Here is a 23,810-nt window from a genome sequence, read left to right as displayed (position 1 = left end):
TGCTGGGTAATGAAGATGACCGAGCGTGGTCACATCACGACTGGGGAAACAACCGGGTGAACACTTCGCCGAACCCACCCTCGACGCGCACCTCGATCCGGCCCTCGTGATCACGTCGGGTTATTTGCTGGAAGTACCCGTCGTGCCACCAGTACACGTGCGGGCTGATCGGCCCGACCTCCATGTCGTAACCCGCGACCGCGTTGCCTGCCATCGCGTTCAGCGCCTCGACGACCTGGGCGTCACGCGGCACGTGGTACAGCAGCTGGTGGCGGAAGGGCACCGCGACGAGCACCCCGTTGGGCAGGTGGGCCTCTCCGGTCGTGCGCAGCACGACGTCACGCAGCACCAGCACGGTCGACGCCATGAACATCGACCCGACGAGGACCTCGACGCCGTCGTAGGTCGCGCGCTCGTCGGCCTCCTCGCGGCGCAAGTTGGCGAGGCCCGCCTTCCGCAGCCGCATCAGGCCGTGCTTGGCTACCTGTTCGTCGTTGAACGTGGCGACCGAGTCGGGCAGGTCCAGCGCGAGCAGTTCGAGCACTCCCGGCAGCGCCTCGCGGCCGTAGGACCACCAGTCGCCGTCCGGCAGCGTGCCGGCCTCGTACAGGCGCAGGTACGTGCGCTGCAACAGGTCGTCGGTGGGGACGTCGAACTCGTCCGGCCCGTCGAGGCTCGCGAGGAGGCGTCTGATGTGGTCGTCGACGATGGACGGCCACTTCTTGGCGGGCACGCGGGGATCGCCGAGGCGGCGCGCGAGGCTGCCGAGCCCGAACTGGCGGCCGTCGGCGTCCTCGACGTGTCCCGCGTAGACGGTGACCTCGTACCCCGCGACGGCCATGCTGCCCCGGACGAGGTCACGCAGGCGCTGTGCGGCACTGACGGTGAGCTCCGGCAGGGTCTCGTCAGCCGGTTCGTCCGGTTTATGGCTTCGGTTGAACAGCCCCACCGGGCAACCCTATTCGGCGGGCTTCTCCCGGTCTCCGGCAGTGTCCTCCTCGGACTTCTGTGGCAGCACGGAGTTGGTGCTGCGCTCGAGAAACCGCAGCAGCTCGACGGGGAACGGCAGCACGAGCGTGGAGTTCTTCTCGGAGGCGACCTGCACGACCGTCTCGAGCAGACGCAGCTGGAGTGCCGCGGGGGTGTCGCTCATGACCCGCGCGGCCTCGGAAAGCTTCTGCGACGCCTGGAACTCGCCGTCCGCGGAGATGACCCGCGCGCGACGTTCCCGTTCGGCCTCCGCCTGCCGCGACATCGACCGCTTCATCGACTCGGGCAGCGCGACGTCCTTGATCTCCACGCGGTCGATGTGCACGCCCCACTCGAGTGCGGGGTTGTCGATCATCATCTCGAGGCCCTGGTTGAGCCGCTCGCGGTTGGCGAGCAGGTCGTCGAGGTCGCTCTTGCCGATGATCGAACGCAGTGAGGTCTGCGCGACCTGCCCGATGGCGAACCGGTAGTCCTCCACCTTGACGACTGCGGCGACCGGGTCGACCACCTTGAAGTACACGACCGCGTCGACCCGCACCGTGACGTTGTCGCGGGTGATCCCGTCCTGCGCGGGGACCGGCATGGTCACGATCTGCATGTTGACCTTCTGCAGCCGGTCCGCGACGGGCATCAGCATCGCCAGCCCCGGCGAGCGCACGCTCGGCTGGACCCTGCCGAACCGGAAGACCAGCCCTTGTTCGTACTGCTTGACCACCCGAATGCTGGACGACGCACCGATCACGACCACCACGAGGATCAGCAGGATGATGTAGGCAACCATTGGCGCCTCCCGCGGCCAGTACCCCTCACGGCCGATGCTACGCCCGGCTCACCGCTCGGGTGTGGTGTCGCCGACCGCCTCCGCCATGGCCAGGGTTCGCCTCGCGTCGGCGACGTGGAGGTTCTCGATCATGCGACCGTCCACTGTGGCCACACCGCGGCCTGCCGCGCTCGCCTCCTCGAAGGCGGCGATCACCCGGTGGGCGTGTTCGACCTCCTCCGGCGACGGGGCGAAGATCTCGTTGCACGGTGCCACCTGGCTCGGGTGGACGAGCGTCTTGCCGTCGAAGCCGAAGTCCCTGGCCTGACGGCACTCCTGGGCGAACCCGTCCGCGTCCCGGACGTCGTTGTACACGCCGTCGAGGATCACCCGACCCGTCGCCCTGGCTGCCAGCACACACATCGACAGCGGCCCCAGCAACGGCGCCCGGCCGGGGACCTGCGCCGCCGTCAGCTCCTTCGCCAGGTCGTTCGTGCCGAGCACCAGTACCGTCAGTCGCTCCGAGGCCGACGCGATCGACACGCAGTCCAGCACCGCCACCGGGGTCTCGATCATCGCCCAGATGCCGGTGTGGTCCGGGGCGTGTGACAGCGCCTTCTCTATCGCGTGGACCTCGGCCGCCGAGTTCACCTTGGGGACCACCACGGCCGACGGGCCCGCCGCACCCACCGCCCGCAGGTCGTCGGCGTGCCAGGGGGTTCCGGCGCCGTTCACGCGGATGGTCACCTCGCGGTCGCCGTACGAGCCGACCGCGGCGCACACCCGTTCCCTGGCCGCCACCTTCGCGTCCGGGGCGACGGCGTCCTCGAGGTCGAGGATCAGCGCGTCGGCGGGGAGCGTCTTGGCCTTCTCCAGGGCGCGTTCGTTCGCGCCGGGCATGTAGAGCACGGAACGGCGCGGCCTCATTCGCCTGCCTCCTTGTACGCGGCGGCGAGTTCGGGGTCGCGCGCCGCCAGGTCGTCGGCCAGCGCCACGACCACCTGGCACTGCTTGACCGTCGCGTCGTCCTGCATCTTGCCGTCGAGCATGACCGCGCCGGTCCCGTCGCCCATCGCGGCGATCACGCGCCGCGCCCAGGCCACCTCGGCCGCGTCCGGGGAGAACACCTTGCGGGCTATGGCGATCTGCGCCGGGTGCAGGCTCCACGCGCCGACGCATCCCAGCAGGTAGGCGTTGCGGAACTGGTCCTCGCACGCCACCGTGTCGCGGATGTCGCCGAAAGGCCCGTAGTACGGCAGGATTCCGGCCCGCACACACGCATCGACCATGCGTGCCACCGTGTAGTGCCACAGGTCCTGCTGGTAGGTCGTCCGGCCCTCGGTCAGGCTCTCGCCGGTCGGGTCGGTCCTCACCAGGTAGCCGGGATGCCCGCCGCCGACACGGGTCGTCTTCATCCGACGGCTCGCGGCCAGGTCGGCAGGACCCAGCGAGATGCCCTGCATGCGTGGGCTCGCCAACGCGATCTCCTCGACCTGGGCCACGCCGCTCGCCGTCTCCAGGAGGGCGTGCACGAGGAGCGGACGCCGCAGGCCGGCACGCGCCTCGAGCTGGGCGAGCAGCCGGTCGACGTAGTGGATGTCCTCCGGGCCCTCGACCTTCGGCACCATGATCACGTCGAGCCTGTCACCGACCTCGGTGACCAGCGTCAGCAGGTCGTCGAGCACCCACGGGGAGTCGAGGCTGTTGACGCGCGTCCAGAGCTGCGTGTCGCCGAAGTCGACCTCGCGGGCGATGCGCACCAGGCCGGCCCGGGCGACCTCCTTGCGGTCGGCGGCGATGGCGTCCTCCAGGTTGCCGCACAGGACATCCGCGGTGCCGACCATGCCGGGGACCTTGGCCGCCATCTTCTCGTTGCCCGGATCGAAGAAGTGGATCATCCGGGAGGGGCGGAAGGGGATCTGCCGCAGCGGCTCGGGCGCGCCGACGGCCAGCGGTTGGAAGAAGTCCTTCGGTGACCTCACTACGAGCCTCCCTTGGCGCTACCTGCCGGTAACTTTAGGGCCTCGGAAACTCGCTCGCCGTACACGTGTCGGCTACGCCACCCTGTCATCGTGTCCTTGACCGTGCCAGAAAGCTTCAGCGAGGGGTTCGGCGAGGACGGCGCGGACTGGCTCGCCCGGCTGCCGGCACTCACCGCGTCGTGCCTGGCAGCCTGGGACCTGACCGTCGACGGGCCGGCCATGCACGGCGCCTGCGCCATCGTGCTCCCCGTCCGCCGGGCCGGCGGGGAACCGGCCGTGCTCAAGGTCACCTGGCCACACGACGAGGCGGAGCACGAGGCCCTCGCACTGTCCATCTGGGACGGTGCGGGCGCGGTGCGCCTGCTGGCACACGACCCCGAGGCCTGGGCGCTGCTCCTCGAACGCCTCGACCCGGCCGTCACGCTGGAGAGCGAGCCACTCCACGAGGCGCTGGCGGTCCTCGCGGGCATGATCCGCAGGCTGGACCGGCCGGGCCCACCCGGTGTCCGGCACATGCGCGACGTCGCCGCCCGCTGGGTCCACGAGCTCCCCGTCGAGAACGCGACCGGCCTCGTGCCGGACGAGCTGCTCGCCCAGGCCGTCGCCTACTGCCGTGAGCTGGGTCCGAGGGCGGGAGACCACCTGGTCAACGAGGACCTGCACTTCCAGAACGTGCTGCGCGGCGAGCGCGAGCCCTGGCTGGTGATCGACCCGAAACCGATCGTCGGCGACCGTGAGTACGGGCTGACGACGCTGCTGTGGAACCGCTTCGACGCGACCTCGGTCCGCGGCCGCCTCGCCACGGTGGTCGACCTCGCCGGGCTGGACCACGACCTGGCCAGGCGGTGGACGTTCACCCGCGTGGTCGACAACTGGCTGTTCGCGGGCGAGGGGAGCTGGCTCGCCGACCGGTGCGCCAGGATCGCCGTCGAGCTGGCCTGAGTCCGATCACCGCTGACCGCCGGGTGGGCCCGGCCGGGGACGGCTAGCCTTGCCAGCGTGAGCAGGGTGTTCGTCGCGCAGCTCGTCGGCCTGCCGGTGTTCGGGCCCGACGGCGAGTCGATCGGCAGGATTCGGGACGTCGCGGTCGTGTTGCGGACAGACCGCACACCACCGCGAGTGCTCGGCGCCGTCGTGGAGCTGACGACCCGGCGACGGATCTTCGTGCCGATGCTGCGGGTCACCTCGATCGACGCGAACGCGGTCACCCTCGCGACCGGGTCGGTGAACCTGCGGCGCTTCCACCAACGCCCCAACGAGGTGCTGGTCGTCGGCCAGCTGCTCGACGCGCGGGCGCTGGTCGTCGACACCGGGCGCCACGCCGTGCTCGTCGACGCCGCGATGGAACCGACCAGGACGCGTGACTGGGTGCTGAGCCGGGTCGCCATCCGCGAGCGGGGCGGCAGGCTCAGCAGGCGCGGCCCCATCCAGGTGCGGCGCTGGGAGGAGATCGAGGCACCCGGCGTCACGGACCTTGCGTCGGCGCCGCAGGAGACGACCCACCTGCTCAGTGTCTTCGAGGGCATGCGGGCCGCCGACGTGGCCGCAGCGCTGCGGGAGCTGCCCGCCAAGCGCCGCTACGAGGTGATCGACGGCCTCGACGACGAGCGTGTCGCGGACGTGTTCGAGGAGATGCCCGAGGCCGACCAGCGCGAGCTGCTCGCACACCTCGACGAGGAACGCGCGGCCGACATCCTCGAGGCCATGGACCCCGACGACGCGGCCGACCTGCTCGGCGAGCTGTCCGAGCTGGACCGCACGCGGCTGCTGTCGCTGATGGAACGGCAGGAGTCCGACCCGGTGCGCAGGCTGCTGGCGTACTCGGCGGACACGGCGGGCGGGTTGATGACCCCGGAGCCGATCGTGCTGATGCCGGACGCGCCGATCGCCGAGGCGCTCGCGATGGTCCGCAACCCGGACATCACCCCGGCGCTGGCGAGCATGGTGTTCGTGTGCCGACCGCCGTCCGCGACGCCGACCGGCCGTTACCTCGGCTGTGTCCACCTGCAGCGCCTGCTGCGTGAGCCACCGGGCGAGCTGGTCGCGAGCGCACTGGACACGGAGCTGGCGCGGTTACAGCCATCGGCGTCGCTCGGCGAGGTGACGAGGTACTTCGCCGCGTACGACCTGGTGTGCGGCCCGGTGGTGGACGAGACGGACCACCTGCTCGGCGCGGTGACCGTCGACGACGTGCTCGACCACCTGCTGCCCTCCGGGTGGCGGGACGCAGGCAGCGAGGAGCCAGCGGATGCCTGACCTGATGTCCCGTCGCCGCCTCGACCAGCCGAAACGGCCCGGCTTCCGGTTGTCGATCGACCCGGAGACGTTCGGGCGGCTCTCCGAGCGGCTCGCCAGGTTCCTCGGGACGGGCAAGTTCCTGTTCTGGCAGACGCTGCTCGTGGTCGTGTGGATCACGCTGAACCTGGTCGCGGTGTCGTTCCGCTGGGACCCGTACCCGTTCATCCTGCTCAACCTGGCGTTCTCGACGCAGGCGGCGTACGCGGCGCCGCTGATCCTGCTGGCGCAGAACCGGCAGGACAACCGGGACCGGGTGGCGCTGGAGGAGGACCGGGCCCGCGCGGCGCGCACCAAGGAGGACACGGAGTTCCTGGCGCGGGAGCTGGCGGCCCTGAGGCTGGCGGTCGGCGAGGTCGCGACCCGCGACTACCTGCGCAGCGAGCTGGACCGCCTCCGAGGCGACCTCAACCCAAAGAAGCCCCGCAAGCCCCGCCCGTCAGCGGAGACCGTGCGCGACGACCACCGCTGGGCCGACACCCACGCCGACTAGGCCCGCACTGAAGGACGCCTTCCTAACGCTGGGCGTAGTGAAGGACGCCTTCGTAACGCTGGGCGCACCGAAGGACGCCTTCGTAACGCTGGGCGCACCGAAGGACGCCTTCGTAACGCTGGGCGCACCGAAGGGCCCCTTCGTAACGCTGGGCGCACCGAAGGACGCCTTCAGTGCGTTGGGGCCGTCAGTCCGTCAGGCGGCTGCACAGGTCGCCGAAGGAGGCCAGCTCCTCGCGGTCGAAGTGGTCGACGAAGTGGCGGACGACGCCCGCGAGGTGGGTCCTGGCCGCGGCACGCAGGGTGTCGATGCCCTTCGTCGTGATGACCGCCACCACGCCCCGGCCGTCGCCGTCGAAGCGTTCACGGGTGACCATCCCGGCCACCTCCAGGCGGTCCACGAGACGGGTGACGCCCGAGCGGGACAGCAGCACCAGGTCGGCCAGCTCGGCCATGCGGAGTCGGCGCCCCGGCGCCTCCGCCAGCTGGACGAGCACGTCGTAGGCGCCGAGGGTGATCGGATGGTCGGCGACCAGCTCGGTCTCCAGCACACGCACGAGCCGCGCGTGGGCGCGGAGGAACGACCGCCACGCCTCGATCTCGGTCGGCGTCGGCAGTCGTGTTACCCCGGGTTCAGGCACGAGACGATCGTACGGAACGTGCCCGTAGCATGGTGGGGTGACCACACCAGATGTCGAGGCTGTGCGTGCGGCACTGGCCAACGTGCAGGATCCGGAAATCCACAAACCGATCACCGACCTGGGCATGGTCAAGAACGTGTCCATCGGTGACAACGGCACCGTGCACGTCGAGATCTTCCTGACGGTCTCCGGCTGCCCCCTGCGCGACAAGATCACCCAGGACGTGACGTCGGCCGTCTCGGCGGTCGAGGGCGTCCGGCACGTGACGGTCGAGATGGACGTCATGTCCGACCAGCAGCGCACCGAGCTGCGGCAGAAGCTGCGCGGTACCGCGGAAGAGCCCAGGATCCCGTTCGCCGAGCCCGGCTCGATGACCAGGGTGTACTGCGTCGCGTCCGGCAAGGGCGGCGTCGGCAAGTCCAGCCTGACGGTCAACCTCGCGGTCGCGATGGCCGCCCGTGGCCTGTCGGTGGGCGTGGTCGACGCCGACATCTATGGCCACTCGGTGCCCCGCATGCTCGGTGCCACCGGCAAGCCGACCCGCGTGGAGAAGATGATCCTCCCGCCTGCGGCCAACGGCGTGAAGGTCATCTCCATCGCCATGTTCACGCCGGGCAACACCCCGGTCGTGTGGCGCGGGCCGATGCTGCACCGCGCGCTGCAGCAGTTCCTGGCCGACGTCTTCTGGGGCGACCTCGACATCCTGCTCCTCGACCTGCCCCCGGGCACTGGCGACATCGCGATCTCCGTCGCCCAGCTGCTGCCCAACGCCGAGTTGCTGGTCGTGACCACGCCGCAGCAGGCGGCTGCCGAGGTAGCCGAGCGGGCGGGTGCCATCGCCATGCAGACGCGCCAGCGCATCGCGGGTGTCATCGAGAACATGTCGTGGCTGGAGCTGCCGGACGGGTCACGCATGGAGCCGTTCGGCTCGGGCGGCGGCCAGACGGTCGCGGACTCGCTGTCGAGGACCATCGGCGCGAACGTGCCGCTGCTCGGTCAGGTCCCGCTCGACCCGCGCGTGGTCAAGACAGGCGACGACGGCGAGCCGATCGTGACGTCGATCCCGGACTCGCCCGCCGCGGTGGAACTGACCCGCATCGCGACGAACCTGTCGACGCGGGCCCGCGGCCTCGCGGGTCGCATGCTGTCGGTCTCCCCGGCCTGACCGGACGCGCGACGTAGCCCGGACGTCAGGTGGCGTCCGGGTCGAACTTCGCGTCACCCGTCGCCGTCGGCTTCGGCTCCTCGGGCGCCGGGACGGGTGGGGCCGCCGGGGGCGGGGTGTGGCCGTTTGGCTTGGGCTCCGCCACGTCGATGTCGTCGAACAGGTGCCTGGTCACCGCGCGGCGGGGGTCGAAGTTACGCAGCTGCTGCAGGTCCTGCAGCGGCTTGCGCAGCTCGTCGAAGTCGTCGCCCATCTCGTTGCGGAGCTGCTCACGGGCGCCGGTCGCGTACTCGCGTACCTTGCGCACGTTGCGGCCGAGCCACGCCGCCGCCGACGGGAGTCGTTCCGGGCCGAGGATGAACAGGCCCGCCACGACCAACACGAGGATCTCGGACCAGCCGATGCTCTCGAACACTGCGCCAACCTCCGCAAACACCGCCCCGGCGACGCCTTCCAGCGTAGCCCGTCAATCGGACTGCAAAGTCACCTGAACCGTGAGCTCACTGCCGTCCCTGGCCAGCACGACCGGCACGGTCTGACCGATCTGGTAGTGCCGGACCGCGACGATCAGCTCCGCCGCGTTCGCGATCACGCGGTCGCCGACCTTGCGGATCACGTCGTTCTGCTTGATCCCCGCCTTGTCGGCGGCGCCGCCCTGGCGCACGTTCTGGATCCGCGCGCCCTCGGCCGTCTCCGCGGACACCGACGACGCGTTCACGCCCATGTCGGCGTGGTTCACCTTCCCCGACCTGATCAGCGCCTCGGCCACCGGCCGAGCGTCGTCGATCGGGATGGCGTAGCCGAGGCCGATGCTGCCGCCCTCGGACGAGGTGGAGATGATCGAGGAGTTGACGCCGACCAGCGCTCCGGTCGAGTCGACGAGCGCGCCACCGGAGTTGCCCTGGTTGATCGCCGCGTCGGTCTGGATCGCGTCGTAGGCCGCCGGCTCGCCGTCCTCGCCGCCGAGCACGACCGGCCGGTTCAGCGCGCTGACGATGCCCATCGTCACGGTGTCCGCCTGGTCCAGCGGCGAGCCGATGGCGATCACGGTGTCGCCTACGGCCAGGTCTGCGGACTTGCCGAACTGGATGACGGTGCTGACGTCGACATCGACCTTCACGACCGCGAGGTCCATCTTCGGGTCGGTGCCGACGAGCTTCGCCTCGGCGCGCTTGCCGTCGTTGAACACGACGGTGATCTTCTGCCCCTGGGACGCGGAGCCCTCGAGGGTCACGACGTGCTCGTTGGTCAGGATGTAGCCGCCGCTGTCGATGACGGCACCCGAGCCGACTCCCGCGCCCTGGTCCGTGCGTACCTCGATGGTGACGACCGCGGGCCGCACGCGCCGCGCGATGTCGGCGACCGAACCCGCCGGCCGCTCCTTCGCGGGCTCGACCTGGGCGAGCGTCGCGTCGCTATAGAGCTGGTCGCTGCGGTCGGCCACGAGGTAGGCGACGATGCCGCCGCCGATCCCGATGACCAGGGCGATCACGCCGAGGATCACCAGCGCGGACACCTTCACCCGCCTGCCGAACAGCACCTCGGGCAGGCTCAGCAGCTGCCCGGCGGGCCTGGCCGCCGGTTTCTCGTCGGTGCTCTCGCTGTCCGGCCCCACCGCGGGCGGTCCGATCACCGCACCGGCGGACGGGTCGCGCCACGGGTCGTGAGCCGCGGCCGGGTCCCACGGGTCCACGCCGTTGACCCCGTACTCGTCACCGGGTGGGCGCTGCAGGATCTCCCGGCTGCCGTCCGGCCTGCCGAACGCCGACGCGAGGGACTCCGGTGCGGGCGGCGCCGTCTTCAGGTCGCCGAGCGCGGGTCGCTGCGCGGTCTGGGGGGAGAACGCCCCGTCGACCCCGGACGGCCTGCCGAACACGGCGGCGGTCTGCGGGTCGACGTCGGGGCGGTGCAGGGGGCGTGGCCCGAGCCGGGGCCGGTCGTCGCCGCCGGGAACGGCGCTGCCGTTCGACGGCGTGCCCGGCTCGGAGTTCCACTGCTCGTTCATCGTCGCCAAGGGTGCCGTAGGAGCGGTGAAGTCAGCGTTCTATTCACGGGGTACGGACTTCACACCGATTTCACACGTGCCGATCAGCGCGCGTTGGTGGTACGCAGTGTCGCGTACCCGGCCTGCTGCATACTGCCGCCGACCACCGAGGGCCGGTCCCCGTTCACGGGTGAGCGCGGCGCCTGGTCGGCACTGCCACCGGTCGTCCCGACGACCGCCAGCGCACCGAGCACGAGCCCGGACACCACGACGCCTGCACCCTGTGCGGCGCGGCGACCCGGTCGGCGGCCGAGGACCGCGCGGCCCTCACCGAGCTTGGTCGAGGTGCCCAGTGGCGCGGTGCCGCCGAGCGCGGGCACCCGGTCGGGGCGCTGCACGGCGACCAGCTGGCCGTCCTGGGTCATGGCGAGGCCGTCCGGCATGTCCGGCATGTCGACCTCGTCGGGGATGGCACGCAGGCTCGCGAGCAGGCCGGCAGGCGCGGTGAACGCGTTGCCGGACTGGACGGCCGACGCCGCCTGCCGCTGTGCCCTGATCTCTGCCGCACAGAACGTGCATCTGGCCAGGTGCGCGGACGCCCGGTCGTGGGCCGTCGGCGAGAGCTCGCCGTCGACGAACGCCACCACCACGTCCGGGAGCAGATGCTGTTCGGACAGACCCCAACCGCGCTCGTCGGTCACGACCTACCCTCCCGTACGAGTTCCCGCCGCCGCTCGAGCGACGCGCGCAGTGCCTGTCGTCCCCGGTGGATCCTGCTGCGCACAGTACCCAACTTCACTCCGAGCGTGGCGCCGATCTCCTCGTACGAAAGGCCTTCGACGTCACACAGCACGACCGCGGCGCGGAACTCCGGGGGCAGCTCGTCCAGTGCGGCCTGCAGGTCCGGGTCCAAGTGCGTCTCGACGTAGACCTGCTCGGGGCTCGGGTCGTCACCGGCGAGCCGGTCGGTGTCGTCCGGGAGCCCCTCCATGCGCAGCCGCGAACGGCGGCGCGCCATGTCCAGGAAGAGGTTCGTGGTGATGCGGTGCAGCCAGCCCTCGAAGGTGCCGGGCTTGTAGTTCGCCAGCGACCGGAACACCCGGATGAAGGTCTCCTGGGTGAGGTCCTCTGCGTCGTGCGCGTTGCCGGTCAGCCGGTAGGCGAGGCGGTACACACGGTCGGCGTGCTCCCGCACCACCTCGTCCCATGACGGCGGTGTCCAGGTGGACGCGTCGTCGAGGGCTGCTACGGGTGCGGCGTCGGCGGTCTGCGTGGACATCGGGCGGTCTGCCACCTCTTCCGGGTCGGTAAACCCACTGGCTTCGTCAACGCTCGCCGTGCTCATCGTGTTCCCCATCCCCCGACCTGCCTCGTAGTGTCACCGATGACTATTTCTGGTGTCGTTGTGAAGCTAGTGAGAGTCGTCTGAGAAGCGCCTGAGAATCCAGAGGGCCCTTATCACCCGGTTCGGGGGCCGAGAACGCTAATCTCACACTTCGTGGCATCCGATACGCCGACGATCGACTCCGACGCGGTGCACGCGTACGTCGAGGGCTACCTCCCCGAGGAGGACGCGCTGGCCGCCGCCCGCAGGCGCGCGGACCAGCTGGGCGCCGGTCCCATCTCGCCGGCGTCGGGTGCGGCGCTCCGGTTCCTGGCGACCGCGCTGCAGGCCAGGGCCGTGGTCGAGGTCGGCACCGGGGCGGGCGTCAGTGGCCTGTACCTGCTGCGTGGGATGGCCTCGGACGGCGTCCTGACCTCGATCGACGTCGACCCGGAGCCCCAGGCGTCCGCCAAGCGCGCCTTCTCGGCCGCCGGGGTGCCACCCGGTCGCACGCGCCTGATCATGGGCCGCGCACTCGACGTGCTGCCCCGCCTGACCGAGGAGGCGTACGACCTCCTGTTCGTCGACGCGGCGAAACCGGAGTACCCGGGCTACCACGAACAGGGCGTCCGCCTGCTGCGGCCGGGCGGCGTGATCGCGTTCGCCGGTGTCCTGTGGGCCGGCCGGGTGGCGAACCCCTCCCGCCGCGACGCCGAGACCGTGGCCCTGCGCGACGTGGCGAGGCTCGTCCGCGACGACGACCGCCTGGTCCCGGTGCTTCTCCCCCTTGGCGACGGCCTGCTGGTCGCCGCCAAGTCCAGGTGACTCAGTTGTCCGTCGTGGCCACGTAGCCGCCGACCGTCAGGGCCGCGCCGACGCCGATCAGGAGTGTGGCCCAGCCGGGGCCGTTCAGCTCCACGTCACCGCCCCAGAAACCCCAGAAGACCGACGTGACCAGGGCGAACGGCATTAGGCACACCAGGCCCGCGATGGTCCCGGCGAGCCAGCGAACCCGCCGACCGCTGTGCTTGCCCGCGTCGCCGACCTGGGACATCTGCCACACGGCCCGGTAGGGGTCCTTCTCCGGAGGGGGCTCCATGCGCCAAGCGTAGAGACGGGACCCGCGCCGCGAGGCCGGAATCAGTCGACTCGCTCACCTTTGCCCAAAACGACAACGCCGCCTGAACTAACGGTCCACCGCTGTCGGTCCGCGGCGAGGTCCACGCCGATCTCGGCGCCCTCCGCGACCATCACGTTCTTGTCCAGGATCGCCCGGCGCACGACCGCGCCCTTGCCGACCCGCACCCCTGGCAGCAGCACACTGCCCTCGACCAGCGCGCCGTCCTCGATCATCACGTCGGCGCTGATCACCGACTCGCGCACCGACGAGCCCGAGACGATCGTGCCCGGCCCCACGATCGACTCGACCGCGCTCCCGGAGTTCACGAACTTCGCCGGCGGCAGCGGCGGCGTCGCCGTCCGGATGGGCCAGCGGTGGTTGTAAAGGTTGAACACCGGGTGCACGGACACCAGGTCCAGGTGGGAGTCGTAGTAGGCGTCGAGCGTCCCGACGTCGCGCCAGTAGCCGCGGTCGCGCTCGGTCGCGCCCGGCACCGCGTTGTCGTCGAAGTCGTACACGCGTGCGTCGCCCCGGTTCACCAGCATCGGGATGATGTCGCCGCCCATGTCGTGCATCGACTCGGGGTTCGCGGCGTCCTCGCGCAGGGCCTCGAGCAGGGTCGACGTGCGGAACACGTAGTTGCCCATCGACGCGAAGGTGACGTCCGGGTCGTCCGGCACCGACGGCGGGTTGGCGGGCTTCTCCAGGAACCGGGTGATCTTCCCGTCGGCGTCCGAGTCGATGCAGCCGAACGCCTTGGCCTCCGGCCTCGGCACGCGGATGCCCGCCACCGTCACCCCGGCACCGGAGTCGACGTGCTGCTCGACCATCTGCGCCGGGTCCATGCGGTACACGTGGTCGGCGCCGAAGACCACGATGTGGTCCGGCTTCTCGTCGTACACCAGGTTCAGCGACTGGAAGATCGCGTCCGCGCTGCCCGTGTACCACCTCGGGCCGAGCCGCTGCTGTGCGGGCACCGGGGTGATGTACTGCCCGAGCACGCTGGACAACCGCCAGGTCGTGGAGATGTGCTTGTCCAAGGAGTGCGACTTGTACTGCGTCAGCACGCACAGGCGGTGGAAGCCGGCGTTCACGAGGTTCGACAGCACGAAGTCGATCAGCCGGTAGTTGCCCCCGAACGGGACGGCGGGCTTCGCCCGGTCGGCGGTCAACGGCCACAGCCGCTTCCCCTCGCCACCGGCGAGCACGATCGCGAGCACGTGCGGCTGCTGCCACTTCACGGGCTGACCCTAACGGCGTAGCCACTGGTACGGCTACCTTGACGCACGTGCGTATCGGTCTGTTAACCCGGGAGTGGCCGCCGGAGGTCTACGGCGGCGCGGGCGTGCACGTCGAGTTTCTCGTGCCCCGCCTGCGTGAGCTGGTCGACGTGGACGTCCACTGCTTCGGCGGGCCCCGGTCCGGCGAGGGTGTCCACGCACACAACCCCGCGCCGGGGCTGGAGCACGCCAACCAGGCTCTGCGCACGCTGTCCGCGGACCTGTCGATCACCGCGGCCCTCGACGGCGTCGACCTCGCGCACTCGCACACCTGGTACGCCAACCACGCGGGCCACCTCGCGAAGCTGCTCCACGGCATCCCGCACGTGGTCACCGCGCACTCGCTGGAGCCGCGCAGGCCGTGGAAGGCCGAGCAGCTCGGCGGCGGCTACCGGCTGTCGTCGTGGGTGGAGCGGACGGCGTACGAGTCGGCGGACGCGATCATCGCGGTGAGCGAGGGCATGCGGGCCGACGTGCTCGACTGCTACCCGTCACTGGCGCCCGAACGGGTGAAGGTCGTCCGGAACGGCATCGACTCGACCTCGTACCACCCCGTGACGGAGTCGGACGCGCTACGCCACTACGGCGTGGACCCGAACCGCCCGACCGTGGTGTTCGTCGGGCGGATCACCCGGCAGAAGGGTGTCGGCCACCTCGTCGCGGCCGCACACCGGATCGACCCCGGCGCGCAGCTCGTGCTGTGCGCGGGTGCCCCGGACACGCCGGAGATCGCCGAGGAGACCGCCAGGGCGGTGTCGGAGCTGGCCGCGGCGCGGTCCGGCGTGTTCTGGATCCAGAAGATGCTCGAGCCAACCGAGGTACGGCAGTTCCTGGGCAACGCGACGGTGTTCGTGTGCCCTTCGGTCTACGAGCCGCTCGGCATCGTGAACCTGGAGGCCATGGCCTGCGGCACGGCCGTCGTCGCCTCCGACGTCGGCGGCATCCCGGAGGTCGTCGACGACGGCACCACCGGCCTGCTGGTGCACTACGACGAGGCCGACGAGTCGGCCTTCCGGACGGGCCTCGCGGACGCCGTGAACACCCTGCTGGGCGACCCCGAACGGGCGAAGGCCATGGGGGCGGCGGGCCGGAGGCGAGCGGTCACCGAGTTCTCCTGGGAGTCGGTGGCCGAGCAGACGGTCGCGGTGTACCGATCGGTGCTTGACTAACGCCCCATGCGGGCACAACTTGGCTCGGGTGAGGTGACGCTGCGCCGCTGGCGTGAGTCGGACGCGGGGGCGCTGTACGAGGTCGTCGTGGAGTCGATCGACCACCTCCGGCCGTGGATGGCGTGGGTGGCGGACGGCTACACCCCGCAGGCCGCCGCCGACTTCGTGACCAGCACCGCCGAGGACTGGGCCCGCGGCGCCGCCTACAACTACGCGATCTTCGTCTCCGGCAGGCTCGCGGGTGCGACGAGCCTGATGGCCCGCATCGGCCCTGGCGGCCTCGAGATCGGCTACTGGCTGCACCCCGCGTACGTCGGCGTGGGCGTGGCGACACGGGCGGCGTCCCTGCTGACGGCCGAGGCGTTCCGGCAGGGTGTGCGGCGCGTGGAGATCGTGACCGACGTGGCGAACCTGCGCAGTGCCGCCGTGCCGAAGCGCCTCGGCTTCGTGGAGGTGGAGCGACGGCCGCCCCAGGAGCCCCTCACTCCCGGCGAGGACGGCCTGGACGTCGTGTGGCGGCTCACCCCTGACCGGGGTTGATAGGGGAAAGCTCAGGGTTCTTCCTGAGAGCGTGTTCAGTCCAGGGGCAATAACTTCTTCCCATGGCACCTTCACGAATCCGGCTGGCACGCTTCACGGTCGCGTCCGCGATCGCCACCGGGCTGAGCCAGGTGGTGCTGGTGGTACTGTACAGCTGGACCCCGCTCGACGCGGCGACCGCGAGCACCATCGCGTTCCTCGCGGGCTCGGGGCCGCACTTCGTGATGGTCCGCTACTGGGCGTGGCCTCCCGGCAAGCTGCGGGCCCAGCTGACCACCTACCTGACGGTCACCCTCGCAGGTGGCGTCGCTTCCATCGCCCTGACGACCGCTGCCGAGAGCCTGGTCCTGCCGCTGCTGTCGCCCGGTTGGCAGCCGGTGGCGCTGACGGTCAGCTATCTCGCGGCCAGCGGACCGGTGCTCGTCGCCAAGTTCGCCATCTTCGACCGGGTCTTCGCCGCCCGTGCCGAGCGCGGGGCGCGGCACGCCGCACTGGCGCTGGCCGGCTGACGTGGCGGTCGGGTCGGCGGGGGGAGCCGACCCGACCGCCAGGATGGTCAGCCTGTGACGAGCGACAGGCCGTTCGCGCTCAGTGCCTCGGTGATCGGTTGGAAGTAGGTCGTGCCACCGCTGGTGCAGTTGCCGGAGCCGCCGGAGGTCAGACCCACGGCACGCACCGGGCCAGAGCTCGGGTTGGTCACCAGCGAGCCACCGGAGTCACCCGGTTCGGCGCACACGTTCGTGCGAATCATCTGGTTGACGCAGCCCTGCGAGTAGCAGACCGTCTGGTTCACGGCAGTGACCGTGCCGCAGCGCCAGCCAGTGGTGGAGCCGGACCGGCACACGGCCATGCCGACCGTGGCCGTCGCCGTGCCGGTGACGGGCACATCGCTGCCGCTCGAGTACCGGTCGATCAGCCCGGTCGAGACCGCCGAGCTGGACGTGACCCGGATGACGCCGTAGTCGTTCGTCGGGAACGACGAGGCCGAGCGCGTGCCGATGGTGCCGCCGCTACCCGACCAGCTGGCGCCCGCGGCGGTGCAGTGACCGGCCGTGACGACGTACCGGGTGCTGCCGGAGGCGGCGTTGAAGCCGAGCGAGCAGCGTGAGCCGCCCGTGGTGATGGCCTGGCCACCGATGAGGTTCCAGAACGTCCTCGGCGCCTCGGCGACGTGCTCGATCTTCACGGCGCCCGCGCCGAGGCCCGCGGCCCAGCTCGTCACGCCCTTGTCGGAGCCGTGCACCGAGACCACGACCGACCGCGTCGCGTCGTCGACGTGCCAGCCCGTCACCGTGCTCGGACGGCTCTGCGCCGCCTCGTTGAGCGAGGTCAGGGCCGCGGACAGGTCGGCGGCGCTCCGCTGTGTCACGGGGGACGCCGTCGCGGGTGTGGCCATGGTGAGTGCCACGCCGACGGCCACCACAGCGCTGGCCAACCGTGCGAAGGTGATGTGTTTCATCAGGACTTCTCCCTCGTCATGCTCGCAGGGGGAGGGAATTCGTCACCCGGGTTGGGTGATGTCCGATGAAGTTACTTATCGTGTTGTTTGTCCGATATCGGCCGTTCGGGGGCAACAGTTGCCAGTCATGCGTACGACGCCGCCAGCTCCACGAGGGTCCGGGCGGCGAAACCCGTCGCGCCCGCGACGACCTCGTCGTAGCCGCGGTCGGCCCGCGCCGGGCCCGCGATGTCGAGGTGCGCCCACGGCAGGTCGCCGGTGAACTCCCGCAGGAACATCGCCGCGGAGATGCCACCGGGGCCCGGCGGGCACTGCCGCACGTCGGCGACGTCGCTGTGCACCGCGTCCGCGAACTCCTCCGCGACCGAGTCGACGTCGGAGCCGAGCGGCATCCGCCACCACCGCTCACCGGCGGCCACACCCGCCATCAGCACCTGCTGGGCGACCGCGTCCGTCGACGCGAACACGCCACCGGTGCGCACGCCGAGGGAGATCTTCATGGCGCCGGTCAGCGTCGCGACGTCCACCAGCAGGTCGGGCTGCAGCCGGTCGACCGCGTACGCGAGGGCGTCGGCCATCACCATGCGGCCCTCCGCGTCGGTGTTGGTCACCTCGGTGGTGCGACCGCCGTAGTGCCGCACGATGTCGCCGGGCCGATACGCCGTTCCGGACAGGTGGTTCTCCGCGCACGACACCAGCCCGGTGACCCGCACGTCCAGCCCGAGCCGCGCGACGGCCTCCACCGCGGCGATGACCGCGGCACCGCCTGCCATGTCGGTCCGCATCAGGTGCATGCCCTCCGCGGGCTTCACCGAGATGCCACCGGTGTCGAACGTGATGCCCTTGCCGACCAGCACGACGTGCGGACGGCGCCGCCCGGACGGCCGGTGCGACAGCTCGACGAACCTCGGCGGCCGCGTGGACCCGCCGCCCACCGCGAGCACCCCGCCGAAGCCCTCCTCGGCCAGCCACTTCTCGTCCCGCACGACGACGTCGCTGACCTTGCCCGCCGTGCGCACGGCCATCCGCGCGAGCCACGCCGGGTCCTTGACGTTCGACGGCGTGTTCGCGAGGTCCCGCGCGAGCGCCGTCGCCTGCGCGAGCACCGCGGCCCGCCGCACCGCGCTCTCGACCGCCGCGTCGGTGGTCACCAGCCGGATGGTCGCCACGACCGGCGGCGCCGCCTCCGCGGTGACCACGAACCGGTAGCCGCCGAGCCGCAACCCGCACACCAGCTCGGCGACCTCTTCCGGCCCGACCGTCGGCGGCAGCTCCACCTGCAGCGTCCGCTCGGCGGTCCGGCCGGCACCCGTGTCCTGCTCGATCCTCGCGTTCAAGGCCTTGGTCAGCGCCGCACCCGCGGTGCGCCACTGGCCGGGCGCACCGTCACCGACCCCGGCCACCCACCGCACCGAGGACCCCACCGGACCCGGCTGGACCTCCCCGGCCCGGCCGGTGAACGCGATGGCGTCCAACCACTCGCCCGTCAGCTCCTCTCCCCGAGCCGACAGTGCCGCCGGTGCCGCACCACCAGCGGCGACCACCACGGCAAGCGGGGTGGTCCGCCGTGCCGTACTGGTCACCTCCACATCGGGAAGTGCCGTCGGTATCGCGGGAACCGGTGTTTGCAACGGACCTCCATACTCGACGGATCAACGACCCTGTTCGTCCACTCCGGACCGTCAGCCAGCCGTGGCCTTCAACGCGTCACCCAGGGCGCTTGCCTCTTCTGCCGACATCTCGACGACGAGGCGTCCACCGCCTTCGAGTGGGACGCGCATCACGATGCCCCGACCCTCCTTGGTCACCTCGAGGGGACCGTCCCCGGTCCGGGGCTTCATGGCCGCCATAGCGTGCTCCCTCCGTCATAGCCTGCCACCTCGGCCGGACTCACCCGGCCAAAGACCCTGACATTCTCCCCTATGGCATCTCGCGGGTGAAATCGAACCGATCACCTGCGTGTCGATGACCGGCCAAGACGCGCTCGACCCGCACTAGACTCGGACATCGTGCGAGCCCGGTCCGCGCTGTTCGACGTCTACGGCAGCTACCTCAGAGCCAGAGGTGGCTCCGCGACGATCGCCGCGCTGGTGCGGCTGCTGGAGCCGCTCGGCTTCGAGGCGCCCGCCATCCGCACGGCGGTGTCCAGAATGGTCCGTCAGGACTGGCTGCGGCCAGTCCGCCTGCAGGATGGGCCTGGTTACGCCCTGACCAGGCGTGCCGAACGCAGGCTCGACGAGGCCGCGGGACGCATCTACCGCACCAGACCCTCCACATGGGACGGCAGGTGGCACGTCCTGGTGCTCGAGGAGCTGCCGAACCGGGGTGCCCGGGACCGCCTCGACTCTTCCCTGCGACTGGTCGGCTACGGACCGTTGGGACCGACGACGTGGGTGGCACCCCGTCCGTCGCCGGAGCTGCCGGACATCCTCGCGGCGGAGGAGGTGGCCGCACGCGTCTTCCACGGCACCCACGACGGCGACGACGCCGGTCTGGCCGCGAGGGCCTGGGACCTTGACGCGCTGGGTGCCGACTACGCCGCGTTCGTGACGACGTGGCTCCCCGTAGTGTCCACAGTGGATGGAACAAGGCCGCCGGAGGCCTTCGCGGCGTCGCAGAACCTGCTGCACGCGTGGCGGAAGTTCCTGTTCCGCGACCCGGGTCTGCCACCGGCCGTGCTCCCGCCCGCGTGGCCGGGCACCGAGGCAGCGGCGTTCTTCGACGAGCACACCGCGCGGCTCGCCCCCGCCGCGGGGGCGTTCCTGTCCGACTGCCTCAGCAGAGGCACCCGCACCAGATCCAGCGCCTGAGGAGATGCCTTGACACCACTGCTGGTCGACGACCGCGACGGCGTACGCACGTTCACGCTCAACCGGCCGGAGGCGTTCAACTCACTGACGGCGGAGCTGAAGACCGCGTTGCGCGACGCCCTGACCGACACCGCGGCGGACCCGTCGGTGCGGGCGGTGGTGCTGACGGGTGCGGGCAAGGCGTTCTGCGCCGGGCAGGACCTGAAGGAACACATCACCGCGCTGGAGTCCCCCGAGCCGTTCACGACGGTGGCGGAGCACTACAACCCGATCGTCCGCACGCTGACGTCGATGCCGAAACCGGTGATCGCGGCGGTGAACGGCATCGCGGCGGGCGCTGGGGCGTCGTTCGCGTACGCGTGCGACCTGAGGGTGGTGTCGCGGTCGGCGAAGTTCCTGATGGCGTTCGCGACGATCGGCCTCACCGCGGACTCGGGCGCGTCGTGGACCCTGCCGAGGCTCGTCGGTTACGGCAGGGCGATGGAGCTGATGCTGCTGGCGAAGCCGGTGACCGCGGAACAGGCCGTCGCCCTGGGCATGGCGACGGAACTGGTCGAGGACGGCGAGGCCCTGTCGGCGGCGCAGGAACTGGCGGCACGAATGGCGACCGGGCCGACGACCGGTTACGCCAAGATCAAGGAGGCCCTGCTGACCGCGGCGGGTGCGAACCTGGAGAAGGCCCTCGCGACGGAGGAAAAAGCCCAGTCACAACTGGGCGGCACGGCGGATCATCGAGAGGCCGTGGACGCGTTCGTGGCCAAACGCCCCCCGACTTTCACCGGCCACTAGGTTCGGAATTCGGGTCGCGGGTCCGCCTGTTCGAGCGGCCCCGGGGTGGGATCACGGATTCGGTGCGGACGGCGTTCCCCGATTGTGGCCGAGCGCCGTCTCCCCGGAGATCTCCGTTGACGGGCGGAACTATGCCCAAAGATCAGGGGTGACACAACAGCCGCACACTGCGATGAATCCGGCCCGACCAACCCCTCGTACGCCGACAGAATGGCGAGCCGAAACCGCAGCTCAACGCAATCTCCCGCGAAAACGGCCAGAAGGCAGCCCCCACCCATTCCCGGGGGCGTCCCGCCTTGCCAGTCTACCGGTAGGGGGTGACGGAACGAGGGATGTCGATCTTGCCTGTGGACAACCGGGGCGGCTGTGGACAACTCGGGGGTTTGTGAAAAAACGCCTTATCAGTTCTCGGACTCGGCGGCGGCCAGTGCGGACTCGATGCGTTCCTTCGCGCCTGCCAGGTGGCGGTCGCAGATCTTGGCCAGGTTCTCGCCGCGTTCCCACAGTGCCAGCGACTCCTCCAGCGACAGACCGCCTGCCTCGAGCCTGGCCACCACCTCCGCCAGCTCGTCGCGGGCTGCCTCGTAGTCGAGGGTCGGGTCGGCACTCACTGGGCGTGGGTCTCCAATCGGCTGTGCGCGTTCACCAGGGCGGCGGCGACGGCCTGGTCGTACCCGACGAACGCCTCCGCGAAGTCGGCGCCGTCGCGCTCGGCCACCGCTTCCTCGATGCGCTCCAGCGCACGGCTCACGCGGTGTCGGTGCTGGGAGCCCCTGCCGAGCCACCACCGCATGCCAGCGTAGTCCGAGGTGGCCTCGGACAGGGCACGCAGACGCACGGGCAGGGTTCGGCACCCCGGCGTGTCGCAACCGGCGAGCAGCGCGGTCCAGCACTCGGCCGCGGCCCGGTCGGCCTCGCGGGCCCTGCGGGACACCACGTCCGCGGGAGTACGCAACGCCGGCTCATGTTCCATCGCCCGCGCGACGGTATGAGTGGCATCGATCGTCAACGGTAGGAAAATCGGTTCACGATCCAGTCTCGGCACCGCTACCTCCGCTCGCGTCACCCCAGGCGGACGCGATCGCGTGCACCGCGCCGTCGGAGACACGGACCCGTAGGCGAGTCCCGTCCGGCGCCTCTGCCGTCGAGCGGAGCACTCGTGGGTTTTCTTCGGCGTCCACCCACTGCACAACCGCGTACCCGCGGGCAAGCGTGGCGGCTGGCCCCAGTGTCGTCAAGCGGGCTCTTGTGTGGTCCAATGCGGACCTCTCTGCGGCCACGAGCGCCGCGACCGCCCGCCTTGATCGCTCCACGAGCATGCTGACCTGCGCACTTCGCTGTTCCAGCGGCGTCAGCGGGTCCGCGAGAACGGGTCTGCTGCGCAGCGCGTCGAGCAGACGACGTTCACGATCCACCCATCCGTGCAACGCCCGGCGCGCGCGGTCGCGCAGCTGGCGAACCCTGGCGGTCTCCTCGGCGATGTCCGGGACGACGCGCTTGCCCGCGTCGGTCGGGGTCGAGCAGCGGACGTCGGCGACGTGGTCGAGCAGCGGCGTGTCCTGTTCGTGCCCGATGGCGCTCAGTACCGGCGTGCGGCAGTCGGACACCGCGCGCAGCAACGTCTCGTCGGAGAACGGCAGCAGGTCCTCGACGCTGCCACCACCCCGCGCGATCACGACGACCTGCACGTTCTTGTCCCGGTCGAGCGCGCCGAGCGCGTCGACGATCTGCGGCACGGCGAGCGCGCCCTGCACGGCGACGTTCTCCACCCGGAAGCGCACCGACGGCCAGCGGGCACGGGCGTTGACCATCACGTCGTGCTCCGCCGCCGACGCGCGACCGGTGATCAGGCCGACCGTGTGCGGCAGGAACGGCGGCCTCTTCTTGCGGCGAGGATCGAAGATCCCTTCCGCGGCGAGGAGCTTGCGCAGCCGCTCGATCCGCGCGAGTAGCTCCCCGATGCCGACCGCGCGGATCTCGTCGGCACGCAGCGACAGCGTGCCGCGGTTGATGAAGAACACCGGGCGCGCGTGCAGGATGACCCGGGCGCCGTCCGACAGCGGCGGCTGGTGCTGGCGCAGCATGCCGGTCGGGCACGTGACGGTCATCGACACGTCCGCGGCCGGGTCGCGCAGCGTGATGAACGCGGTGCCGGTGCCCGGGCGGTTCGAGATCTGGGTGACCTGGCCCTCGACCCACACGTCACCGAGGCGGTTGATCCAGTCGGCGACCTTGCGCGCGACGGTCCGCACCGGCCACGGCGTCTCCGGGCTGGTGGCTGGATCCGTCACCGCTGGTCGCGCACCGTCGCGATGCGGCGGGTGAGCATCCCGACGAAGGACGGGCGGTTGCCGTGCGCGCGTTCGTACTCGAGCAGCTCGGCCAGCTCGTCGGCGGAGAAGCGGCGAAGCCGGGCACGCAGCTGGGGCAGGGACAGCTCGTCGTAACCCGCGGCCTCGGGCAACGACCTGGGGTCGTCCGCGGGAACCGGCGGCTCGACCGGGTCCTCGTCGACGTCCTCCAGGCCACCGAGGCCGTCGTGTGCGTCGGCCTCCTCGGCGAGGGCCCGCTCCTCCTGGGTCCACGGGTCGGGTGTGGCGAACGTCTCGGGGCTGTCGGTGTGGTGACCGTTACGCCGGTCCGGCTCGTCCTCGACACGGTCGAACGCCGACTCGAACGGCGCGGGCCTGCTGACGTCGAACCCGTCGTCCTGGGCGTCCTCGTCGAAGGTCGCCCACTCGGGCGTGTCCTCGACCGGGCGGAGGCCCGCGAGCACCTCGTCACCGCGAATGGCCAGCTCGGTGACCTGCTGCTGCACGCGCATGGAGACCTGAAGAGCCTGGCTCGCCACGGTGACCGGCAGCCCGGCGAGCTTGGCGGGCAGCGTGCGGGCCTGTTCCACGGCGGTGACGGCGAGGCCGGCCGCAACCCGAATCGGGAGCGGTAGTGACTTCATGCCGCCTAGCCTGCACCAGTGCGACCGATCTGCCTACACAGGAGTCCGGTACGT

28 protein-coding genes are annotated in these 23,810 nt (G+C 70.8%); 10 read left to right on the top strand and 18 right to left on the bottom strand.

Annotated elements, in window-relative coordinates:
• Positions 1 to 34: 34 nt before the first annotated feature.
• From CLV71_RS26980 to CLV71_RS26965, 4 genes are read right to left on the bottom strand one after another with little or no spacing between them, the layout of a single operon-like run.
• Positions 35 to 949 carry a hypothetical protein gene (locus CLV71_RS26980; protein WP_133905629.1) on the bottom strand — a complete coding sequence of 305 codons (915 nt, stop codon included), beginning with the start codon at positions 947 to 949 and terminating at the stop codon, positions 35 to 37.
• 9 nt (positions 950 to 958) lie between these two features.
• Positions 959 to 1,771 (bottom strand): slipin family protein, encoded by an 813-nt coding sequence (locus CLV71_RS26975; RefSeq protein ID WP_133905628.1) that lies wholly within the window; start codon positions 1,769 to 1,771, stop codon positions 959 to 961.
• 48 nt (positions 1,772 to 1,819) lie between these two features.
• On the bottom strand, positions 1,820 to 2,677 hold the full coding sequence (locus CLV71_RS26970) for an HpcH/HpaI aldolase/citrate lyase family protein (protein WP_133905627.1): 858 nt from the start codon (positions 2,675 to 2,677) through the stop codon (positions 1,820 to 1,822).
• On the bottom strand, positions 2,674 to 3,732 hold the full coding sequence (locus tag CLV71_RS26965; RefSeq protein ID WP_133905626.1) for an HpcH/HpaI aldolase/citrate lyase family protein: 1,059 nt from the start codon (positions 3,730 to 3,732) through the stop codon (positions 2,674 to 2,676). The genes CLV71_RS26970 and CLV71_RS26965 overlap by 4 nt, the downstream gene beginning before the upstream one ends.
• Before the next feature lie 90 nt (positions 3,733 to 3,822).
• On the opposite strand from CLV71_RS26965, the gene CLV71_RS26960 reads away from it, so the two are divergent.
• Genes CLV71_RS26960 through CLV71_RS26950 form a run of 3 tightly spaced genes read left to right on the top strand, consistent with a single transcriptional unit; the run spans position 3,823 to position 6,520 of the window.
• On the top strand, positions 3,823 to 4,674 hold the full coding sequence (locus tag CLV71_RS26960; RefSeq protein ID WP_133905625.1) for an aminoglycoside phosphotransferase family protein: 852 nt from the start codon (positions 3,823 to 3,825) through the stop codon (positions 4,672 to 4,674).
• 57 nt (positions 4,675 to 4,731) lie between these two features.
• Positions 4,732 to 5,988, top strand: coding sequence for a magnesium transporter MgtE N-terminal domain-containing protein (locus tag CLV71_RS26955; protein ID WP_133905624.1), 1,257 nt, complete (start codon positions 4,732 to 4,734; stop codon positions 5,986 to 5,988).
• Positions 5,981 to 6,520, top strand: a complete 540-nt coding sequence (locus CLV71_RS26950; protein ID WP_133905623.1) for a DUF1003 domain-containing protein — start codon at positions 5,981 to 5,983, stop codon at positions 6,518 to 6,520. The genes CLV71_RS26955 and CLV71_RS26950 overlap by 8 nt, the downstream gene beginning before the upstream one ends.
• 187 nt (positions 6,521 to 6,707) lie before the next feature.
• On the opposite strand, the gene CLV71_RS26940 is transcribed toward CLV71_RS26950, so the two are convergent.
• The gene (locus tag CLV71_RS26940; RefSeq protein ID WP_243866726.1) at positions 6,708 to 7,160 is read right to left on the bottom strand and encodes a MarR family winged helix-turn-helix transcriptional regulator; all 453 of its coding nucleotides are present in this window, start codon (positions 7,158 to 7,160) and stop codon (positions 6,708 to 6,710) included.
• A 37-nt stretch (positions 7,161 to 7,197) separates the two neighbouring features.
• Here CLV71_RS26940 and CLV71_RS26935 point away from each other — a divergent pair, with 37 nt between their 5' ends.
• Positions 7,198 to 8,325 carry an Mrp/NBP35 family ATP-binding protein gene (locus CLV71_RS26935; RefSeq protein WP_133905621.1) on the top strand — a complete coding sequence of 376 codons (1,128 nt, stop codon included), beginning with the start codon at positions 7,198 to 7,200 and terminating at the stop codon, positions 8,323 to 8,325.
• 25 nt (positions 8,326 to 8,350) lie between these two features.
• On the opposite strand, the gene tatB is transcribed toward CLV71_RS26935, so the two are convergent.
• The 4 genes from tatB to sigE all read right to left on the bottom strand — a co-directional run bounded on the left by tatB (position 8,351) and on the right by sigE (position 11,654).
• Positions 8,351 to 8,740, bottom strand: coding sequence for a Sec-independent protein translocase protein TatB (gene tatB, locus CLV71_RS26930; protein WP_133905620.1), 390 nt, complete (start codon positions 8,738 to 8,740; stop codon positions 8,351 to 8,353).
• Positions 8,741 to 8,791: 51 nt separating this feature from the next.
• Complete coding sequence (locus CLV71_RS26925; RefSeq protein WP_133905619.1) at positions 8,792 to 10,330, bottom strand: S1C family serine protease; 1,539 nt, start codon at positions 10,328 to 10,330, stop codon at positions 8,792 to 8,794.
• An 83-nt stretch (positions 10,331 to 10,413) separates the two neighbouring features.
• Entirely contained in the window at positions 10,414 to 11,010 is a 597-nt protein-coding gene (locus CLV71_RS26920) for an anti-sigma factor family protein (RefSeq protein WP_243866725.1), read from the bottom strand.
• Positions 11,007 to 11,654: an RNA polymerase sigma factor SigE gene (sigE, locus tag CLV71_RS26915; protein ID WP_133905718.1), complete on the bottom strand. Its 648-nt coding sequence runs from the start codon at positions 11,652 to 11,654 to the stop codon at positions 11,007 to 11,009. Before sigE ends, CLV71_RS26920 begins: the two co-directional genes overlap by 4 nt.
• Before the next feature lie 153 nt (positions 11,655 to 11,807).
• Between sigE and CLV71_RS26910 the strand changes: the two genes are divergently transcribed.
• Positions 11,808 to 12,458 carry an O-methyltransferase gene (locus tag CLV71_RS26910; protein ID WP_133905618.1) on the top strand — a complete coding sequence of 217 codons (651 nt, stop codon included), beginning with the start codon at positions 11,808 to 11,810 and terminating at the stop codon, positions 12,456 to 12,458.
• Between the two features lies 1 nt (position 12,459).
• On the opposite strand, the gene CLV71_RS26905 is transcribed toward CLV71_RS26910, so the two are convergent.
• Both CLV71_RS26905 and glgC read right to left on the bottom strand, forming a co-directional pair.
• Complete coding sequence (locus CLV71_RS26905) at positions 12,460 to 12,732, bottom strand: hypothetical protein (protein ID WP_133905617.1); 273 nt, start codon at positions 12,730 to 12,732, stop codon at positions 12,460 to 12,462.
• A 41-nt stretch (positions 12,733 to 12,773) separates the two neighbouring features.
• Entirely contained in the window at positions 12,774 to 13,994 is a 1,221-nt protein-coding gene (gene glgC / locus CLV71_RS26900; protein WP_243866723.1) for a glucose-1-phosphate adenylyltransferase, read from the bottom strand.
• Between the two features lie 47 nt (positions 13,995 to 14,041).
• Between glgC and glgA the strand changes: the two genes are divergently transcribed.
• The 3 genes from glgA to CLV71_RS26885 all read left to right on the top strand — a co-directional run bounded on the left by glgA (position 14,042) and on the right by CLV71_RS26885 (position 16,251).
• Positions 14,042 to 15,202, top strand: coding sequence for a glycogen synthase (gene glgA / locus CLV71_RS26895; protein WP_133905616.1), 1,161 nt, complete (start codon positions 14,042 to 14,044; stop codon positions 15,200 to 15,202).
• 6 nt (positions 15,203 to 15,208) lie between these two features.
• The gene (locus CLV71_RS26890) at positions 15,209 to 15,742 is read left to right on the top strand and encodes a GNAT family N-acetyltransferase (RefSeq protein WP_133905615.1); all 534 of its coding nucleotides are present in this window, start codon (positions 15,209 to 15,211) and stop codon (positions 15,740 to 15,742) included.
• Positions 15,743 to 15,804: 62 nt separating this feature from the next.
• On the top strand, positions 15,805 to 16,251 hold the full coding sequence (locus CLV71_RS26885) for a GtrA family protein (protein WP_133905614.1): 447 nt from the start codon (positions 15,805 to 15,807) through the stop codon (positions 16,249 to 16,251).
• A 47-nt stretch (positions 16,252 to 16,298) separates the two neighbouring features.
• On the opposite strand, the gene CLV71_RS26880 is transcribed toward CLV71_RS26885, so the two are convergent.
• The 3 genes from CLV71_RS26880 to CLV71_RS26870 all read right to left on the bottom strand — a co-directional run bounded on the left by CLV71_RS26880 (position 16,299) and on the right by CLV71_RS26870 (position 19,051).
• Entirely contained in the window at positions 16,299 to 17,201 is a 903-nt protein-coding gene (locus CLV71_RS26880; protein WP_133905613.1) for a S1 family peptidase, read from the bottom strand.
• 125 nt (positions 17,202 to 17,326) lie between these two features.
• Positions 17,327 to 18,832, bottom strand: a complete 1,506-nt coding sequence (locus CLV71_RS26875; RefSeq protein WP_133905612.1) for a leucyl aminopeptidase family protein — start codon at positions 18,830 to 18,832, stop codon at positions 17,327 to 17,329.
• A gap of 51 nt (positions 18,833 to 18,883) precedes the next feature.
• Positions 18,884 to 19,051 carry a DUF3117 domain-containing protein gene (locus CLV71_RS26870; RefSeq protein ID WP_133905611.1) on the bottom strand — a complete coding sequence of 56 codons (168 nt, stop codon included), beginning with the start codon at positions 19,049 to 19,051 and terminating at the stop codon, positions 18,884 to 18,886.
• Between the two features lie 159 nt (positions 19,052 to 19,210).
• Here CLV71_RS26870 and CLV71_RS26865 point away from each other — a divergent pair, with 159 nt between their 5' ends.
• Together CLV71_RS26865 and CLV71_RS26860 are read left to right on the top strand one after the other, a co-directional pair.
• The gene (locus CLV71_RS26865; RefSeq protein ID WP_133905610.1) at positions 19,211 to 20,011 is read left to right on the top strand and encodes a PaaX family transcriptional regulator; all 801 of its coding nucleotides are present in this window, start codon (positions 19,211 to 19,213) and stop codon (positions 20,009 to 20,011) included.
• Between the two features lie 9 nt (positions 20,012 to 20,020).
• On the top strand, positions 20,021 to 20,800 hold the full coding sequence (locus CLV71_RS26860) for an enoyl-CoA hydratase-related protein (RefSeq protein WP_133905609.1): 780 nt from the start codon (positions 20,021 to 20,023) through the stop codon (positions 20,798 to 20,800).
• A gap of 401 nt (positions 20,801 to 21,201) precedes the next feature.
• On the opposite strand, the gene CLV71_RS26855 is transcribed toward CLV71_RS26860, so the two are convergent.
• From CLV71_RS26855 to CLV71_RS26840, 4 genes are read right to left on the bottom strand one after another with little or no spacing between them, the layout of a single operon-like run.
• A complete protein-coding gene (locus CLV71_RS26855) occupies positions 21,202 to 21,411 on the bottom strand; it encodes an exodeoxyribonuclease VII small subunit (protein WP_208297770.1) in 210 nt (69 codons plus the stop codon).
• Complete coding sequence (locus CLV71_RS26850; RefSeq protein WP_243866722.1) at positions 21,408 to 21,773, bottom strand: sugar ABC transporter substrate-binding protein; 366 nt, start codon at positions 21,771 to 21,773, stop codon at positions 21,408 to 21,410. The genes CLV71_RS26855 and CLV71_RS26850 overlap by 4 nt, the downstream gene beginning before the upstream one ends.
• Positions 21,774 to 21,825: 52 nt before the next feature.
• Positions 21,826 to 23,091, bottom strand: a complete 1,266-nt coding sequence (gene xseA / locus CLV71_RS26845) for an exodeoxyribonuclease VII large subunit (RefSeq protein ID WP_133905608.1) — start codon at positions 23,089 to 23,091, stop codon at positions 21,826 to 21,828.
• Complete coding sequence (locus CLV71_RS26840; RefSeq protein WP_133905607.1) at positions 23,088 to 23,756, bottom strand: lipid droplet-associated protein; 669 nt, start codon at positions 23,754 to 23,756, stop codon at positions 23,088 to 23,090. The genes xseA and CLV71_RS26840 overlap by 4 nt, the downstream gene beginning before the upstream one ends.
• Positions 23,757 to 23,810: the final 54 nt, after the last annotated feature.

The organism is Actinophytocola oryzae (assembly GCF_004364325.1).
Taxonomy (GTDB): Bacteria; Actinomycetota; Actinomycetes; order Mycobacteriales; family Pseudonocardiaceae; genus Actinophytocola; species Actinophytocola oryzae.
The sequence above is the reverse complement of the archived record's forward strand: the minus strand, read 5'-3'. Positions and strand labels throughout refer to the sequence as shown.